The sequence below is a fragment of the Commensalibacter sp. B14384M2 genome, assembly GCF_016101865.1.
Taxonomy (GTDB): Bacteria; Pseudomonadota; Alphaproteobacteria; order Acetobacterales; family Acetobacteraceae; genus Commensalibacter; species Commensalibacter melissae.
Genome location: NZ_JACFPS010000004.1, coordinates 24401 through 43292, shown reverse-complemented (window position 1 = coordinate 43292; position 18892 = coordinate 24401). Strand labels below are relative to the sequence as shown.

The window sequence follows — 18892 nt, the reverse complement described above, 5'->3', positions numbered from 1 at the left end:
TTTTCAATTAAGTATTGATATAACAATGATTTTTTGTGTTATGCTTTTATTTTATAGGGAAAAAACCCGTCGTCAACAATTTTTGGTAAAAATCCCGCAAATGCAATGAAACGAATCGTTAACAATAATAAATCTTTTAATTCTGTAATTTTATTCTTCGTATAGTGTTATGATAACAACCAATAACAAGACTTCGAATTGTTACAGATGGTGTAACATTATTTTTTGAGTGAAAAGGATTTGAACGTGGTAAAATTATAGGGTGTGTAAAATTAGGATTGTTACTATAAGGCCATAGGAAAATTTTTCCATTTTCTTTTATTTCAACTATTTTAAGGGTTTGCTCATAACAATTTGTTAATTTATCATAACGAATGATAACAACACATTCACCATCTTTAGGAGCTCTTTCTAAATCAGAAAAGTTGACAGCAATGATTATAGACCCTTTAGGGTATAACAAATTCATTGATTCATCCATGATATTCAGGGCAAAGCTTTTTGTATTTTTAAATTCAGGATTCTCAGGAATGGGAAAAATAATCCATTCGGATCGTGGCCATTCTATTTTCTGAATCCATTGACAGGCTTCTATGTTTCCTTTGATATAGATTATTTTTAGAGAAATAAAAGGGTTTTTTAAAGTTAAAGATGGAGGGAAAGATTGTGGATTCAGGGCGTTCAGAAAATAGTCAATACTGACATTTAATGAATTTGCTAACTTGATTAACTTGTCAACTTTGGGAAAATTACCATTTCTCCGCATATCTCTAATGAAATCTGGACTTATACCAGCATTAATACATGCCTTGCGTTCACTAATATTTTTTTCTTTTATGATGTTTTCAATGTTAAATAACAGTTTTTTTATGTTCATTTTTAAAGAATAATACCATACTAATTAATTAATTATATGTGGTATTTTAACCGGAATATAAATTATAAAGGTTAAAATACCGTACGTTTATTCATTATTGCAATTTAAATTGATGAAGGATAGCAATTTTTTATAGAGAGATTTTAATTATTCAAATTATAGGATATGATCTACATAACTTATTGATATTAAATATTTTTAATGAATGAATCAAATAAAAGCTAAATTATGATCTTTCATGATATTAATATAATTTATTTTATATCTAATATTTTTGAAGTTGAGCAAAAATTTCTATCATAATAAACGAGATTATCGTTTTTATCGTTTTTATTGTTGATATTAATTATATTAATATTCGTGAAAAAAAGTGAATGTGTACCGTATTCTTTAATTTCATTTATTTGACCTTTCAAATAAACCAATGCACTTTTAAGATATGGTGGGTTTTTGTTAGTTTTTTGCCATTCATCTTGTAAAAATCTTTCTTCCATATTAATTTTTGTAATTCCGGCGAAATGTTTTGCTGCATCCAGATGTTTGGAAGAAAGAATATTGATACAAATATTTTGATTATTTTTAAATATTTGATTTACTTTACTTTTTTTATTGATACAGACTAATATTGTTGGAGGGGTGTCGGTTATGGAACAAACTGATGTTGCGGTAATCCCGTGTGGACCAGTATTTCCATTAGTAGTTATAATGCAAACACCTGCAGCTAATTGCGACATAGCATCACGGAAATTTTTCTGTTCTTGATTTAAAATAGATAAGTTCATTTAATATCCTTTATATAAAATAATAATTAATTATTTCATTTATAAAAAATTAATAAAATATCTATTTAAAGGCAAATTAAATTATATATGCATTTAAAATTTTAGTTAGTGTAATGAATATAATTGCATAAAAAATTTTAAAAAATAGATTGTTAATAGATTAAAAAATTAATAATTTATCAAAATATTATTTTTGCTTGATTTTTTTTTTAACAGTGTTAATTGATTGAAAAGATAAGGAAGGTGCTGTTTTAAATAATGAATATTAATAAAAATTTATGAATATGGAAAAGCAGTTATTTCTTAAAAGATGGTTTAGTATTATATATCTAAAATAATTTTAATATATAATAACAATTAACATTTTATTTGAATTAGTTATTATTAGAATAAAGGAACAGTAGTAGAATTAATAAAAGGTTTAATTACAATATATAGCCATTCATTAATTTAAATAAAATTTATGAGAATATGTCATTAATTGCAGAATTAATATGAATAGGAACTGAAATGAGTGGCTTTATAAATAAAGTTGTTTTGATTGGTATTTTAGCCAAAGATCCAGAAATAAAAATGATCCAATCTGGTGATAATATAGCGACTTTAGTCCTAATGGTAAATGATAGCTGGGAAAATCGACGTACAGCTCAACAAATTAACAAAGTTGAGTATTTTAAAGTTGTCGTTTTTAGTAAAAATTTGATTAAACAAATTGAAACTGTCATTAAAAAAGGGGATCAGCTATACATTGAAGGACAATTAAGAGTTCGGAAATGGTACGATGAACAGAAAAATAATCATTATAGCGCAGAAATTGTTCTTTTCTCTCACAACGGAATATTAGTATTGTTGAATGATAATAATATAAAAGAAGAATTATTAATTAATCAAGAGGCTTCATCATAATTAAAGAAGGCCTTTTATGAAAAAAAGTATAAAAAAACGGATTAATAAAAAAAAATTACCCTTTATTGTACGTAAACATCATCTGGAAGCACAATATAATTCAGGAAAACTAATAATTGATGTTGGTATTGATCCTCAAAATATAAATGAAAAAGTTACACGATTACGACGTAAATGTGTTTATGATGAGATGATGAATCGTGGTAGTATAAGTGTTACCCAACGTAATTGTGCTGAACGATATGCCATTTTGTGTGAAAAGGCTTTCGGACAGAGTAGTTCAATTTACGCACGTATAAGTCATTGGTTGAAAGAAGGAAAAATAAGTGGTGGAAATTGGGAACCAATACCTTCCCAACATGATGCATACAGTAAATTATTATCTATATGGCAAGAAATTGGGCGTTATCATCTTGATATTTTGAATATGATTATTTTGGGAAATATGAAATGTAAAGAAATATCCCAATTACTTAAATTGAATTTGAACTATACTATGGGTCAGGTTCTATCAGCTTTTATTTTATTAGAAGAAGCTTTGGAAAAAAAATAATATTACGATAAAATTATAACGTATATAATTAATAGTTTAATCAGATGGAAAAGTTTTAATAATTTTTTATTGGGCAGCCTTTAGGCTGCTTTTTTATGCCCAGGTATAATGATATGTGTCACAAGTTATATAATTATCATACGTGGAATAAGCTCTAATTCAATTTCTTGTCAAGGTGTATTTTTATATATTTTCGAAATGATATTGAGCTCATCTTGATTGTGTAGGAAAAACATCTGGTGTTTATAAATTGTCCAGGATGAATGTAACCTTCATGGAAAGGATGGGCTGAAATAAAATGTTCTTTTCAAATTGATGGCTGGACATCAACTGGATCTGATAGTTAGTAATGATAGTTTGTATCCGGATGGAAGAAATTCTTGTTTAAGTCAGGATATTAATACGGAAGATGCCTTTAATTAAAATTTAAAAAAAACTATTCGTAAAAATTTCATTTTATTTATTTTGTAAAGAAATTTTGAATGAAATTATGATATCATACAAGTAATCTTAAAATTTCTGTTACGGAATTATCGATTTATGGATGGATCTTGTTAGATCGTCTATTTAACTAAATAATATTGGCATTCATATTTTGAATGGAAATCATTATGAGATCTTTAAGTTCAGCTGATAATTTTGTTAAAGAAGCGATGAAGAAAAGGGGTGATAATTATTACCCAAAATTTCATATTGCCGCTCAATATGGTTGGATTAATGATCCAAATGGTTTAATTTATATTAACGGGAAATATCATTTTTTCTTTCAACATTATCCTTATAAACCTATATGGGGGCCTATGCATTGGGGGCACGTTGTCAGTGATAATATGGTTCATTGGGAGCATATGCCAATTGCTCTATATCCTGATCAGGAATATGATCGGGATGGTTGTTATTCAGGTTCAGCTGTAAATAATAATGGTATACTAACCTTATTTTATACAGGTCATAGATTTTTTGAGAAAACCGGTGAAGATTCACGAATTTGTCAAGTCCAATGCATGGCGACCAGTATAGATGGAATTCATTTTACCAAACATGGACCTGTTTTATATCCTCCAGAAGGAATAGTTGATTTTCGGGATCCCAAAGTATGGCGAGCTCGGGAAAAATGGTGGATGGTTGTGGGGGCAAAAGTAAATGATTTGGGTCAAGTGAGGTTATATCAATCGGATAATTTAAAAGAATGGCAATTTAGATGTATCCTACATCAGGCAAAAGATAGCGTAGATGGTTATATGTGGGAATGTCCTGATTTTTTTAGTGTTAATAATAAAGATGTGTTAATTACTTCACCTCAAGGTATGCCTGCTCAGGAATATGATTACCGTAATTTACATCAAAGTGGTTATTGTATAGGTCAATGGGAAAAGAATGGAACTTTTTCTATTGAAACTTCATTTAGAGAAATTGATCATGGTCATGATTTTTATGCCCCCCAGACATTTGAAGCTGCTGATGGGCGTAGAATTATGGTCGGATGGATGGAGATGTGGGATGCGCCTCTTCCTAATCAATCCGAGGGTTGGAACGGCGCGTTAACCTTGCCTAGAGAAGTTTCATGTAATGAGATTGGTAAATTATATTGTAAACCAATTGTAGAATTGGAATTACTTAGAACAGATTACAAAAAATTCGAATTGATTGCTTTAAATAATGAGGTTTATTCATTGGATGAAACATATCAAGAGCTGAAGCTATCGATTGATTTGACTGCTAGTTCAGGTAGGTGTTATGGTTTAAATATTGAAAGTGCTGGAAGAATTAGTGTTGATTCAGCTTTGAAGCGGTTAATATTTGAGCGACATAGTTCTGATTATGAATTACAATCCTGTCGAAGTATTTCTTTAAAGAGAATGTTACGAATAGACTTGCATATTTTTATTGATGCCTCTTCTATAGAAATTTTTGTTAATGAAGGTGAATATAGTTTAACTAGCAAGATTTATCCGATTTCTGACCAAAAAAAGTTAACGTTATTTGCTGAGAAAGGGACCGCAATTTTTAAAAATATAGAAGAATGGAAATTGGATTCAATTTTTAAATAATCTGAAAGTTATGATTTTGATGATGAGAATAATTTTTCAAACTATTTTCTCATCATCATGTTAAATAAAATTTATCAAAAAACTATTATCTAATATTTTAATTTGGGTCCTGCTTGATAGATAGTTTCAGAGACGTTAAATTTCTTGAAATTATCAATAAATTGTTGCGCTAAATTTTGTGCGGCTTGATCATAAGCTTGTGGATCTTTCCAACAGTTGCGTGGATTTAGAATTTTATTTTCAACATTAGGTATTGCAGTGGGAATATCCAGATTCATAATTTCAAGATGCTCTGTTTTTGTTTCGTTAATAAGGCCATTTTGTATCGCATGGATAATTGCTCTCGTTGTTGGAATTTTGAACCTTTTACCTACACCATAACCACCTCCTGTCCATCCTGTATTAACCAAATAAACATGCGAATGAAAATTCTTAATTCGTTTGATTAAAAGTTCTGCATAGACTTGTGGTGGACGTGGAAAAAAAGGTGCACCAAAACATGTTGAGAATGTGGATTTGATTCCTGAACCGGATCCTATTTCCGTTGATCCAATCAATGCGGTGTATCCAGAAAGAAAATGGTATGCAGCTTGTTCATGATTTAGAATGGCAACAGGTGGCAAGACGCCTGTTAAATCACAAGTCAAAAAGATAATTGCATTAGGTTCGCCCCCTTTGTTATTTTTTGCCCGTTTCACAATGAAATCACGAGGATAGCAAGCTCTTGTATTCTGAGTGAATTGTTCATCATTGTAATCAGGCTCACGTGTCACTTTATCTAATACGACATTTTCAAGAACACTTCCAAAACGGATAGCTCGCCAGATAACGGGCTCATTTTTTTCACTAAGATGAATACATTTTGCATAGCATCCTCCTTCAATATTAAAAACTGTTCCTGCACCCCAACCATGTTCATCATCTCCAATCAGGTAACGGTGTTCATCGGCTGAAAGTGTTGTTTTACCTGTTCCTGACAATCCAAAAAACAAGGTTACATCACCTTTTTCGCCAATATTTGCTGCACAATGCATGGGTAAAACGTCTTGCTCAGGCAAAAGAAAATTTTGCACAGAGAACATGGCTTTTTTCATTTCCCCGGCATAAGGCATTCCTGCAAGTAAAACTTTTTTTTGAGAAATGTTAATGATGACAGTTCCCTCAGAATTGGTACCGTCTCGTTCAGGATTGCACTTGAAACCGGGAGCGTTGATAATTTGCCATTCAGATAGTTGTTTTGGATTATAAATATCAGGATTGATGAAAAGACATCTTCCAAACACGTTATGCCAGGCGGTTTCGGTAATCATTTTGACGGGTAGATAATAATTTTGGTCAGATCCGACATGAACATGAGAAATGAAACATGCTTGTCGATTGATATAATCCTCGACATGTTTCCATAAGGTGTCAAATTTATTTTCGGAATAAGGTTGGTTAATTTTACCCCAATTAATCGCATTTTCTGTTATGGCTTCTTTAACGATAAAACGATCAGTCGGGGACCGTCCGGTTCGTTTGCCCGTTTTTACTGTTAACGCACCATTAGCGGCCAATTTTCCCTCATTGCGTTGAATGGCTAACTCAACAAGTTCTGCGATGCTAATATCTGTATAATGTTTAACGTGATTCATTCAATAATTTCCAACGGCATTATCAGGTTTAAAGATAAAATTATGAATTATATGCAGTCGGTTGTTTAATCACATATATGCTATTATTTATCTATTTAAATTATCAAAAAGGGTTTGTCATGATTATAATTGTTAAAATTCTTGATCAGGATCGTTATTTTTGGAAAAAGCATATGAATGTATTCAAGGGTTATTGAAGAACGATACAAATAGATCCTTTTATCTGTTTAAATCAATTTTTATTTAAAAAAATATTATTCTGATTTTACTATCACTTAAATTTGAATATAATTACGAAATTATATCGATTTTTTTTAAAAAAATTTTCGATTATTCGATTCGATATTTAATAATGATTGTTGATATTTTTGAATTGTATTACATTTATTTCGTAATTTTCGATAAATAGATAATTTAACGAAAAACAAATCATCATAAATGATGATTTGGCATCATTTTTCATTTTTATATCGGATCATAAATAATGAGTAAAAACACCAATTTTGAAACCTTGGCTATTCATGCGGGGGCAACACCTGATCCAGTAACAGGGGCAAGAATAACACCGATTTATCAGACTACAGCTTATGTTTTTAAAGATGTTGATCAGGCAGCCAATCGCTTTGCCTTGACAGATGCGGGAAATATTTATGGTCGGATTACGAACCCAACCCAGTCTGTATTGGAAGAACGGGTGACAGCACTGGAGGGAGGAAGTGCAGCATTGGCAACTGCTTCTGGACATGCTGCAGAGTTTTTAACCTTTCATACCCTGATGGAGGCAGGGGACAATTTCATCGCCGCTCGTCAATTATATGGTGGTTCAATTAACCAGTTTGCCCAGTCTTTCAAATCATTTGACTGGCATGTTCGTTTTGCCGATATTGACGATTTATCCACTTTTGAAAAAGCAATTGATGGTCGGACAAAGGCGATTTTTATTGAAAGCTTTGCAAACCCTGGTGGTATAATTGTTGATATAGAGGCCATTGCAAAAATTGCTTATGCCAATCATATCCCTTTGATTGTGGATAACACCATGGCGACGCCTTATCTGGTTCGCCCTTTTGCACATGGTGCTGATATCGTGATTCATTCCCTGACTAAATTTATGGGGGGACATGGAAATTCGATGGGCGGCATTATTGTTGATGGTGGTAAATTTGATTGGAAAAAAGATAACAAATATAAAAAAATTACAGAGCCACGACATGATTATGCAGAGTTGGTTATTGCGGATGCGGCAGGTTCATCGGCTTTTGCAATTGCTGCGCGTGTATTGGGTATGCGTGATTTTGGTCCAACAATTTCTCCTTTTAATGCATTTTTGATCTTAACGGGAATTGAAACCTTACCTTTGCGTATGCAGCGTCATTGTGACAATGCAAATGTGGTAGCTCATTATCTGGCTAATCATGAAAAGGTTGCGTGGGTTTCGTATGCTGGATTGCCTGATAATAAATATAATGATTTGCAGAAGAAATATGCGCCTAAAGGGGCTGGATCAGTATTTACCTTTGGAATAAAAGGAGGATATGATTCAGCTGTCCGGTTTGTCTCTTCGTTAAAAATGTTTTCTTTATTGGCTAATATTGGAGACACGCGTTCCTTAGTCATTCATCCTGCATCGACTACACATCGTCAATTAAGTTATGAACAAAAAATTGCTGCAGGAGCGGGACCCGATGTGATTCGTCTATCGATTGGTATCGAAAATGTAAATGATATTATTCAGGATCTTGAACAGGCCTTGGCACTAAGTTAAGATAAAATATAGAATAAGAGTTATTGATTTTTAAAAATACCCCTTGTTTGATTCAGGGGTTTTCAATATATCGTGCAATCTCGATTAAATTCAGATCAGGGTCACGTAGATAAATGGATTCAATGGATCCCTGTGCCCCTGTTCGGTTGACAGGACCCTCAAGCGGTTTAATTCCATATTTTTGTAAATGAGCTAGAATTGTTGCTGGTTTTTCTTGAGTAACAAAACAGATATCTAAAGAGCCTGGTACGGGTAAATGTGCTTTTGGTTCAATTTCCTTACCATATTCATGAACATTGATTTTTTGATTGCCGAATTTAAAAGCTATTCGATCTTGTCCAAAATGTTGCAGGGAAAATTGTAAAACCTGAGTGTAAAAATGGATACACGCATCAAGCCTGTATGTTGTCAACACAATATGATCAATGGAATTAATCATAATTTACATTGCTTTCTAAATATAATGAAAATGAAACAAAGATTATTTAGATATGGATTGTTTTGCAAGTAAAAATTGTTTTTCATTACGGTTTTGCAAACGCTTATTATTATTTTTTGTTTTTTGGTGGATTAATTTTATAAAACTACAAAAAAGATTTAACGATGAATTGATTTTTTTGAAATAAATAAAAGATGAGAATTCAATTATTTAATGTGGTGGAGGGGGTTGGATTCGAACCAACGTAGACGCACGTCAGCGGATTTACAGTCCGCCCCCTTTAGCCACTCGGGCACCCCTCCATCGGAAGATGGAAAACAAATAACAGGTTCTTTTGATAGATGTCAACAGAGTTTTTAACTTTTCTTTGTAGATTTTTTTGATTTTCTCTATAATCATTTGATTTTTAAATATATAGAAAAGATTGAATTATATATGAGTAAAAAACCTGTTTCTAATTCTCATCAAAAAGAGGGTGGATATTGGTTGTATGGTTTGCATGCTGTGCAAGCGGCTTTGAAAAATCCATTACGTCAAAAAAATCGTTTGTTGGCAACACAAGAGATATTTGACACTTTAATGACCAAATTGGAACGGCCTTTAAATATATCTTATGAAATTGCTGATCGTATGATGTTGGATAGGTTTTGTGGTCGGGATGCTGTACATCAGGGCGTTGCATTACAGGTTATGCCACTTCCCGACCCAGATTTAGAGGATATAGTGAAACGGCATGGACCCGTGCTCATCCTTGATCAAGTTACAGATCCTCGTAATGTTGGTGCTATTTTACGTTCGGCAATGGCATTTGGGGCATCTGGAATTATTATGCAGGATCGTCATTCCCCAGAAGAAAGCGGGGTTTTGGCCAAGGCGGCATCGGGTGCTCTTGATTCTGTATTGGTAATGAAAGTGGTTAATCTTTCACGTATCATGAAGCAGTTAAAGGAAAAAGGTTTTTGGGTTCTTGGAATGGATGCGCAGGGTGAGCTTCTAAATGGTCAAAATTATAAGCAAAGAAAAGTGGCATTGGTGTTGGGTGCCGAAGGTAAGGGACTGCGACAGCTTGTCCGTCAAAATTGTGATGAAATTGTTTCATTATATATGGCCGGGGATATTGACAGTTTAAACGTATCAGTTGCGGGTGCCATTGCCTTGTACGAAATAATCCATTCTAATTTAATCTAGAAATTTTATGTTAGTTTATTTAAAATTGTTCTTTTTATGCAATATTAAAGGTAAAGATCAGCTTGTTTAGATTGTCTGTATCAACGCGTGAAAAAATAAAAGATTTAGTTTTTCATCAGCAAAATCGTATAAATCACCATTCTATTGAAACTGTTAAGATTGAAAAAACGATTGGATGTTATGGCAGCCCGCGATGGAAGAATATTCAGGAATTTGCAAACAATCAATCATATCCTTTTTTGCACTGGAAACATCCAGCCGAGACAATTTACCGTTATCATCTGAAAGATATAACCCTCGATGTTTATCATATGGTATATTTCAAACAAAACCGGGTTATCACCAACAGCAATTATTACTTATCGGAAAATTTGCTCAATTCAATCCACATTCAATCGGATAAACTGATTGATGCGCGAGATCAGGGAGCTGTATTCTGTTGTTCTGATCATTGGGAAAACAATTATTTTCATTGGATGATGCATGCCATTCCAGCTTATTATGCGGCAATGCAATCAGGAATAAAAGCCAAATTTCTTTTGCCTTACCCATTGATGTTATGGCGTAAACGCAGTTTGGAATTGCTGGGACTTGACTTATCCATGTGTTATCCCATTGAAAAGGAAAAACAATATAGATTTTCAGAATTTTATTATTTTGATTATCTCTCACAAAAATTTGGCTATTCCTGTTCAAAGCTTTCTGAGCAGGCATATGTCAAAATGAAACAGAATGCTGTTGTATCTATTCAGTCAATAGCGAAATATGACAAGATATATATTAGTCGCGTAAATAAGAATAATCGGCATTTACCTAATGAGGAAAAGCTTGTTGAAGCATTGGAGAAAAGAGGATATTTTATTTTAAATCCTGAATTATACAGTCTAGATGAACAAATCATGCTTTTTCATTATGCAAAAATTGTGGTTGGTTTGTTGGGTGCAGGTTTATCAAATATCGTTTTCTGTCAAAAAGACACATTGATTTATGAATTGATTCCAAGTCATCATATCAATCCATGTTTTCTGGTCTTGTCTTTACAAAGCGGATTGCGTTATTGGGCCGATCAATTTGACAGTGGTGTTGATCATGGGGCGCCAGATCATCTTAGTGCCTGGGAAAAACCAATTGATGTAGCATTTGTCATGAAGAGACTTGATGAACTAGAATTTTATATGCGTTCTGTTGATAATGCAGTTGTTAAATAACGTAATCAATAGGGGGAAGACTTAAATCCATTGATACTCCAGGTAAATCTTTATGACGTACCCCGATTTGTCGGGCAGGATTGCCAACTACGGTTGTGTAAGGTTTGACTGCTTCTAAAACAATTGACCCTGCACCAATCTTGGCTCCCTCTCCAATTTCCACATTTCCCAATACTTTTGCACCTGCACCGATTAAGACTCCCCGACGGATTTTGGGATGACGGTCTTTTTCATCTTTGCCCGTTCCCCCAAGGGTAACTTCTTGTAAAATTGAAACGTCATCTTCTACAACAGCGGTTTCCCCAATAATAACAGAAGTGGCGTGATCTATCATGATTCGCTGTCCCAGACGGGCGGCAGGATGTATATCAACCCCAAACACTTCCGAAATACGGCTTTGTAAATGAAGTGCCAGATAGCGTCTTTGATTATGCCATAGCCAATGGGAAATGCGATGGGCCTGAATGGAGTGGAATCCCTTGAAAAATAGAAATGGTGTAATTAAATCGGAGCATGCTGCGTCTCTCATCATAACCGCGATCAAATCGGCTGCAGCTATGGAAATGAGAGGCGGATTGGTTCTGTACACCTGTTTGATTAAATCAGTTAATGCCTGATAGGGGATGGAGGCATCCTCTAATTTGCGTCCTATCATACAAGTCAGGGCGGTTTTGAAATCATGATGGCTGTGAATGCATGTATCAAAAAAACTGGATAACAAAGGATCACAACATCCATTGCTTTCTTGAACCATTTTTTCCCACAAGGCTTGAAGGTTTATTTCGTGGCTGTCTGGACCGCTCGCTAATAGGTTATTCGGATCATTCATTGCGTTTTGAGCAGGTGCAATTGGATGAAGAGATTGACCGGATTTTTTTTTCATCATGCCCTCATGCAAATTTATAAATATCCTTAGGGAGAAATGTGACTTAGGTTAACATGACATATAAGGAAACTATATTTTTATTCAAATGACCAGATTTTTTTTACATGTGGAAAAATTTACATAATTTTTTTGCAAAGGATTGTGCTTTGTCTAACAATGTTTAATAGTTGAATAAGGACTAATACAATAATATTTCATTCTATGTATCATAAGTACAAATTATTGATTTGATAGAATAAAGTGGGTTTTATTTGGATTGTACGGGAACAGTTTCCAATGAAATGTAAAAATAAAAATTTTCTGAATATTCAAAAAATTTTTCTGTATCTGATGTGTATAGTTGGATTAATTCCGGGCTCCGCATTAGGGGCTTTGCCAGTGATGCCTGTTTTGGATAGTGGTGATACGGCATGGATGTTAATCAGCAGTGCGTTGGTTTTATTAATGACAATCCCAGGATTGGCCTTATTTTATGCAGGGATGGTTCGCAAGAAAAATGTTCTTGCAACAATGATGCAATCTTTTGCTATATGTTGTCTTGTTACTTTAATATGGATAACAGTGGGATACAGTCTTGTATTTACGACAGGGAATTCTTTCATTGGTAATTTATCACAATTTATGTTGAATGGAATTCTTGGTAACTATCACATGGGTGTTGATAAGGGGTTCATATTAGGAGCCAATGGAAACAATCCTGTTATTATGACTATCCCTCAAAGTGTTTATGTTATGTTTCAAATGACATTTATCATTATTTCTGTGGCAATTTTGGTTGGATCGGTTGCAGAACGTATAAAATTTTCTGCCCTATGTATATTTTGTATATTATGGGCGTTATTTTCCTATGTTCCTGTTGCATATTGGGTTTGGAATCCGACGGGCTGGTTGGCCAATCTAGGAGCAATTGATTTTGCAGGTGGAGCAGTTGTTCATATTAATGCCGGTATTGCTGGTTTAATATGTGCTCTGGTTGCAGGAAAACGGTTAGGGTATGGTCGAAGTGATTTGGCACCGCATAATGTAGGTTATGCTGTTATGGGCGCTTCCCTATTATGGATTGGGTGGTTTGGTTTTAATGGAGGATCAGCCTTGGGAGCAAATGGTCGTGCAGCCATGGCGGTACTTGTAACACAGATTGCTGCCGCTTCTGGTGGTATTGGCTGGATGTTGATTGAATGGACTATTCGAAAAAAACCAACAGTACTTGGTATTGTATCTGGAGCAGTGGCTGGCTTGGTAGTCATTACCCCAGCAGCTGGTTTTGTAATGCCTGGCCCGGCCTTATTGATGGGATTTCTAGGCGGGTTGATTTGTTTTTGGAGTTGTTCTTATTTAAAACGAAAATTGGGATATGATGATTCTCTTGATGCTTTTGGTATTCATGGAATGGGGGGAATTATCGGGGCAATTTTAACCGGTGTTTTTGCCTTTGGTCCATTGTCTGCTACAGAGACAGATCCAGTAGGTATTAGTGCATCTTTGCATCTTGTTATTGCCCAGATTGAGGCAGTTGCTGTCACAATAATCTGGAGCAGTCTTGTTTCATTTGTTTTATTGAAAATTATTGATTGTTTGATTGGATTGCGTGTGGATACAGATTCAGAAAGGCAAGGATTGGATATGGTTTTACATAATGAACAGATAAATTGAATATTAGCAATTATTTTTGTTTACAATTTTTAACAAAAAGCGCTTTAATACTATTGGTTTAAGAATATTAAACCTTTTATTTATGTAAGGGTATTATAAATGATAAAATCCATAGTTGCGCGCTTTCCTGTTATAGGTGCCGGTTTAGCTATTACCTCTTTTGTCGGAACCTCTTTGCTGGTAAATAATGCTGTCCATGCTGTTACATCCAAAGAATGTCATCAGCAGTTTACGGCAGCTAAAAAAGCTGGAACCGTCAAAGAAAAAACGTTTAGAGAATTCAAGGCAGCTAATTGTAAAGATGAAAGATCTGTCAAAGATGAAATGCATCAGCAAAATGCGAAAAAATCTGATACATCCCAGAATAAAGCTTCTTCTAAATTTCCAGATAAACAAGATGCTACAGCATCAAGTATAGCAGCAGGTGATGCAGTTTTTCCAAACGCGGTTGATAGTAAATATTCAAATGAGAAAGAAGGTACTGCTCGGATGCATACCTGTTTGGATCAATATAAAGCGAACAAAGCCGATAATAAGAATGGCAATTTGAAATGGATTCAAAAAGGCGGCGGTTATTATAGTGATTGTATGAAACATTTTAAATCTGGTTCAGCACAATAATTTTTCCACAGTTTATAAAAGCCTGTTTTTTTAATTAGAACAGGCTTTTTATATTTAAATAAAAAATATTCCTACTGATAAATTGAAACTTTGGGTTATCTGGTAATATTTAAATTATTGAAATAAATTGTAACAGGGTCAATTTCCTGGTTTTCTGATTATATTATAACCAAACTGATTAATATATAAAATTATGATCTTTTAAAAAACCGTATCCGGAATTATCTTTTGAATTGAGGGTTTATGATGTTTTATGCTGTTGGTGTCTGTGGATAAGCTCTTGTCTTTCAATAATTTCAATTTTTCCAGATTGTGCATTTTCAACATCCATTACAATAACATAATCACAATGCGCAACTGTTGCAGGCCGGTGTGCCACAATAATGCGTGTTATATTCATTTCATCTAGTATTGTCGCAATATGGGCTTCTGTTGGTTCATCCAGACTGCTGGTTGCTTCATCTAAAAATAGGATTGCTGGTTGGCGATATAAAGCTCTGGCTAAAATAACCCTTTGTTTTTGTCCTCCTGACAAGGAACTTCCCATATCACCAACAAATGTTTCAAATTTCATGGGCATTGCCATTATATCTTGTAAAATTGCAGCTTTCTGGGCACATTCAATAATTTTTTCCTGATCAGGTTTATCATCAAACCCGCAAATATTATCTGCAATTGAACCAGAAAACAGTCCATCATCCTGTAAAACACCAGCAATTTCTTGTCGGTAATTGTCTAGAGATTCTTTTAATATATTTCGACCGTTAAAGTAGATATCACCTTCCTCTGGATGGGTTAAACCCATCATTGTTTTTAAAATTGTTGACTTTCCACATCCTGATGCGCCTACAATAGCAATACTTTTACCCTTTGGAATTTTCAGGTTTATATTACGAAATACCCAAGGTTCAGCAGGAGAGTATCTAAAACCCAAATTTTTACACACAAGATGGTTTTGATCATTAATATGAAGTTGTTCCGTCAATCTGTTATTATTCGATATAGATATTATAGCATTTTCTTCACTTTCTGTGGGTGTTAAGACTATATCTGAAATACGATCACTCTGGATAGAAAGCATTTTTAGTTTGAAGGCGGCACCGATAAGATTGCCTATGCGTCCGGTGAATTGGTCTTTGTAGGATAGAAAGGCAACCAGCATTCCAACTGTCATTTTATTATCCATGACGTAATGTGCCCCGATTACCAACATTATTAACCTGTCAATAGCGAAGATGGAATCATTTATACGTCCAAAAATAAGGTCATAACGTTGTGTTTTTAATCCGACATTGATTGCATCAACCAATAAATTTAACCAGCGTGCACGTCTTCGCTCCCGCAATCCAAGTAACTTGATACTTGCCATACCTCTCAAAGTTTCAATAAGATGTGAATCCTTTTTAGCATTATAGACAATACCCTCTTCAGAGGCTTGCTTGTAAGGGTGATAAGCCATAAGACGGCTTATACCGTCAAGGATTACAGCAATTAATGTTACAAGTGCCAGCCATTTACCATAGATGATTAGCATTACAAACATACCAATTGCCATTAAACCATCCATGACTGCTTGTACCATATCAGTTGTAATGGTTTGTTGAATAATACCTAATGAACCGAAACGGGATAATATATCTCCAACATGTCTTTTCAAGAAATAATCCAGCGGTAATTTGGATAAATGTTCAAAAAGGCTGGCATTCCATTGAACAGATACACGGGTGCTGAAAAGCATGACCATCCATGTTCGGGCTGTGGAAATAAGCATTTGTAGCAAAATAAGGATGGCAATTCCAACTGTGATTGTTGTTAGCAAGCCGTTATCCAAAGTTACAATGACTTCATCAATAATGACTTGCGAGGCCATAGGCATGACAATTGAAATAGCTTCCAACCCAAGGGATGTTAATAAAAGATAAAACAGGGTTGTTTTAAGACCGTCTGTTTTTCTGAAAAGATCACGTAAATGAAGATTGTTGCGCTCATCTTTTCGGGTAAAATTTTGGTCGGGAGCAATCTCAAGCGCCACTCCTGTAAATTCATTATTGATTTCACCCCAAAGTACCTTACGTTTTCCACGGGCGGGATCATTAATCATAATTCCATTGGTTTTTACATCTGTTAGCACGACAAAATGGTTTAAACTCCAATGAAGAATGCAAGGTAAGTGTAATTTGTTTAGTTCTTCCATTTCCAAACGCAAAGGACGTGTTGTCAAGTTATTCCGTTGCGCAATATCAACAATATTCTGTAGGGTAATTCCCTTGATAGAGATAGATTCTCTTTGTCTAAATGTTGTTAGATCAATATAATTTCCATAATAACTCATAATCATGGCAAGGCATGCCAGGCCACATTCGGAAGCTTCCACTTGCAAAATTACGGGAACAGTTTGGCGAAAACCAAAATTTAGTCTTTTCAAGGTATTAATCATGAGTTCGGTTTCGTTAATCTTGTTTTAATAGTATCGTTAACCTCAATAATGGGTTGGAACATCCATTGATAAAGGCGACGATAATCAACGGCAATATCAGCTTCAACTTGCATTCCGGGCTGCAAAAAATATTTTTTATTGGGATAAGCCGCAATGAAGTTTTTTTCAGGTTTTACCCGAATTCTATAAAAGTTACGATCAATTTTACTGTTTGGACCAATTATTTCATTTTTTAAATTGGGATTGCTGTCTTTACCCATTATATCCGATGTAACTGGTGTATAAGTAATTTCGGTAACAGTCCCGTTGTATAGACCAAATTTTTGATATGGAAATGCTGCATAACGTAAGATAACATTGCTATTTTTCTTTAAAAGTCCCACGGCTGAACTGGGAACATAAAGTTCAGCTTCGATTGCTTGACCTTCTGGAACTATACTAGTTAAGGCGGAATCTTGTGAAACTTGCTGACCGATATATCCCCGAAGCGCTGTTATGGTTCCATTTATGGGGGCTGTAACAAAAATAGTTTGATTACGTTCTCCCAGTATGATTTTCTGATCAATATCATTTATGCTTTTTTTAATTTCATTGAGATCATGTTGGTAATTGGTATCGTATAGTTGATATTTTGATGCATTTTCTAATATTTGGCCTTCAATCGATGTTTGATTTTGTAAGAACTGTGCATGAGTACCTAGAATTTGGGCATATGTATATAATTGATTCTGATATTCCTGATTTGTTGCCAAAGACATTTTCTTGGCTTTTTCAATCATCAGTAACGATTGTTGGACCAAGGGGATTATTTGATTGTCATTTTCGATTTGCTGGGAAACTTTGTCATGCTGTTTGTAAAGATTAGAGAGTGTTTCCTTAATATTGTTTTTTTCAATGGGAGCGGCTTTTTCTTTGAGTGCAAGCTGTTTTTCAAGAATATTTTTTTGTTTTTTCAACAAGTTATTAGTTAATTGTTGTGTGGGTCCATTGATAGAGGTGTTTTCGAGGCTTATCGTGAATAATTTATCGCCTTTATGAACAAATTGGCCCTCTATAACGTTTTTTTCAATAACAATGCCATTTGTTCTTGATCCTATAGTGATTAACCCTTCTGTAGGCATAATGCTGCCGGAAGCATGTATACGACGCGTATAACCACCAAAAATAGTGTATAATATGATAATAAAGACACAAATGAATGAGATAACCGCGATGATTTTTATAGGAATAGGTTGTACATCCTGTACGCGACCTAGCCATGTATCTCGTTTTGCTTCTAAAACTTCATGCCTGAAAAGAGAATTCATGGATAATAATTTTGATAGATTAAATAAATTTTATAAGAAAATTGAAATATTATATATTCTCTAAAGATTTTTTATATTTATATTAATTTTAGGTGAATCAATTTACACGATAAAAACAACTTATTTTAAATATTATAATGATTAGTTGCAGGAAAATATCATTATGTATGTTGATGTATGTTGAAACTAATGGAAGAGATTAGCAATTCCCTGCGATATTCCATTAATAATTCCAACTGTACCCAATCCTATCCCAGAAATTGCATTGTTAACATTGCTACTTATATCGGCGGCATTTTTTGATTTGGCTGCGTCAACAATAGATCCAATACCACTGCCAAGTTTACTTCCGGCATTTGCTTCATTGTTGGTTTTAATTCCTGTTAAGCTACCATAAAGATTATCGACAATTCCTCCAATTGAAGCGCCTATGAAAGAGCCTATTAAAGCGGAAGAAACGGGAAGTGTAATATTGCCCCCAATAATATCACCCAAAAAAGATCCACCTGATACGCTATTGATTTCATGTGATGTAATTTCTCGCATTTTAATATTCCTGAATAGAAGGGGTTATAATTTATTTCA

The 18892-nt window shown here is 34.1% G+C and carries 16 protein-coding genes and 1 tRNA gene; 8 read left to right on the top strand and 9 right to left on the bottom strand.

Annotation, left to right across the window (positions count from 1 at the left end; all coding sequences use genetic code 11):
* Positions 1-136: 136 nt before the first annotated feature.
* Positions 137-877, bottom strand: coding sequence for a LexA family transcriptional regulator (locus tag H3R33_RS07720; protein WP_198185495.1), 741 nt, complete (start codon positions 875-877; stop codon positions 137-139).
* A 254-nt stretch (positions 878-1131) separates the two neighbouring features.
* Positions 1132-1659, bottom strand: a complete 528-nt coding sequence (locus H3R33_RS07715) for a flavin reductase (protein WP_198185496.1) — start codon at positions 1657-1659, stop codon at positions 1132-1134.
* Between the two features lie 510 nt (positions 1660-2169).
* On the opposite strand from H3R33_RS07715, the gene ssb reads away from it, so the two are divergent.
* The 3 genes from ssb to H3R33_RS07700 all read left to right on the top strand — a co-directional run bounded on the left by ssb (position 2170) and on the right by H3R33_RS07700 (position 5169).
* Complete coding sequence (ssb, locus tag H3R33_RS07710; protein WP_110439458.1) at positions 2170-2565, top strand: single-stranded DNA-binding protein; 396 nt, start codon at positions 2170-2172, stop codon at positions 2563-2565.
* A 16-nt stretch (positions 2566-2581) separates the two neighbouring features.
* Positions 2582-3118: a hypothetical protein gene (locus tag H3R33_RS07705; RefSeq protein ID WP_155567767.1), complete on the top strand. Its 537-nt coding sequence runs from the start codon at positions 2582-2584 to the stop codon at positions 3116-3118.
* A 611-nt stretch (positions 3119-3729) separates the two neighbouring features.
* Complete coding sequence (locus H3R33_RS07700) at positions 3730-5169, top strand: glycoside hydrolase family 32 protein (RefSeq protein WP_198185497.1); 1440 nt, start codon at positions 3730-3732, stop codon at positions 5167-5169.
* A gap of 89 nt (positions 5170-5258) precedes the next feature.
* On the opposite strand, the gene H3R33_RS07695 is transcribed toward H3R33_RS07700, so the two are convergent.
* Positions 5259-6803 (bottom strand): phosphoenolpyruvate carboxykinase, encoded by a 1545-nt coding sequence (locus H3R33_RS07695; protein WP_198185498.1) that lies wholly within the window; start codon positions 6801-6803, stop codon positions 5259-5261.
* A 484-nt stretch (positions 6804-7287) separates the two neighbouring features.
* Here H3R33_RS07695 and H3R33_RS07690 point away from each other — a divergent pair, with 484 nt between their 5' ends.
* A complete protein-coding gene (locus H3R33_RS07690) occupies positions 7288-8568 on the top strand; it encodes an O-acetylhomoserine aminocarboxypropyltransferase (RefSeq protein ID WP_198185499.1) in 1281 nt (426 codons plus the stop codon).
* Between the two features lie 52 nt (positions 8569-8620).
* On the opposite strand, the gene H3R33_RS07685 is transcribed toward H3R33_RS07690, so the two are convergent.
* Entirely contained in the window at positions 8621-9007 is a 387-nt protein-coding gene (locus H3R33_RS07685; protein WP_110439462.1) for a VOC family protein, read from the bottom strand.
* Between the two features lie 216 nt (positions 9008-9223).
* A tRNA-Tyr gene (locus H3R33_RS07680) sits at positions 9224-9309 on the bottom strand.
* Between the two features lie 133 nt (positions 9310-9442).
* On the opposite strand from H3R33_RS07680, the gene rlmB reads away from it, so the two are divergent.
* Positions 9443-10195, top strand: a complete 753-nt coding sequence (gene rlmB, locus H3R33_RS07675) for a 23S rRNA (guanosine(2251)-2'-O)-methyltransferase RlmB (RefSeq protein ID WP_198185500.1) — start codon at positions 9443-9445, stop codon at positions 10193-10195.
* Positions 10196-10266: 71 nt separating this feature from the next.
* Complete coding sequence (locus H3R33_RS07670) at positions 10267-11403, top strand: DUF563 domain-containing protein (protein WP_198195130.1); 1137 nt, start codon at positions 10267-10269, stop codon at positions 11401-11403.
* On the opposite strand, the gene cysE is transcribed toward H3R33_RS07670, so the two are convergent.
* Positions 11396-12232 carry a serine O-acetyltransferase gene (cysE, locus tag H3R33_RS07665; protein WP_110439502.1) on the bottom strand — a complete coding sequence of 279 codons (837 nt, stop codon included), beginning with the start codon at positions 12230-12232 and terminating at the stop codon, positions 11396-11398. The two genes, H3R33_RS07670 and cysE, sit on opposite strands and share 8 nt — an antisense overlap.
* Positions 12233-12619: 387 nt before the next feature.
* Between cysE and H3R33_RS07660 the strand changes: the two genes are divergently transcribed.
* Together H3R33_RS07660 and H3R33_RS07655 are read left to right on the top strand one after the other, a co-directional pair.
* Positions 12620-13942 (top strand): ammonium transporter, encoded by a 1323-nt coding sequence (locus H3R33_RS07660; protein ID WP_198185526.1) that lies wholly within the window; start codon positions 12620-12622, stop codon positions 13940-13942.
* Positions 13943-14041: 99 nt separating this feature from the next.
* On the top strand, positions 14042-14563 hold the full coding sequence (locus tag H3R33_RS07655; RefSeq protein WP_198185502.1) for a hypothetical protein: 522 nt from the start codon (positions 14042-14044) through the stop codon (positions 14561-14563).
* Between the two features lie 241 nt (positions 14564-14804).
* Here the strand turns inward: H3R33_RS07655 and H3R33_RS07650 are convergent, their stop codons facing one another.
* From H3R33_RS07650 to H3R33_RS07640, 3 genes are all read right to left on the bottom strand, one after another.
* Positions 14805-17000, bottom strand: a complete 2196-nt coding sequence (locus H3R33_RS07650) for a peptidase domain-containing ABC transporter (protein WP_198185503.1) — start codon at positions 16998-17000, stop codon at positions 14805-14807.
* On the bottom strand, positions 16997-18307 hold the full coding sequence (locus tag H3R33_RS07645) for an HlyD family efflux transporter periplasmic adaptor subunit (protein ID WP_198185504.1): 1311 nt from the start codon (positions 18305-18307) through the stop codon (positions 16997-16999). The genes H3R33_RS07650 and H3R33_RS07645 overlap by 4 nt, the downstream gene beginning before the upstream one ends.
* 186 nt (positions 18308-18493) lie before the next feature.
* A complete protein-coding gene (locus H3R33_RS07640) occupies positions 18494-18853 on the bottom strand; it encodes a hypothetical protein (RefSeq protein WP_122123148.1) in 360 nt (119 codons plus the stop codon).
* Positions 18854-18892: the final 39 nt, after the last annotated feature.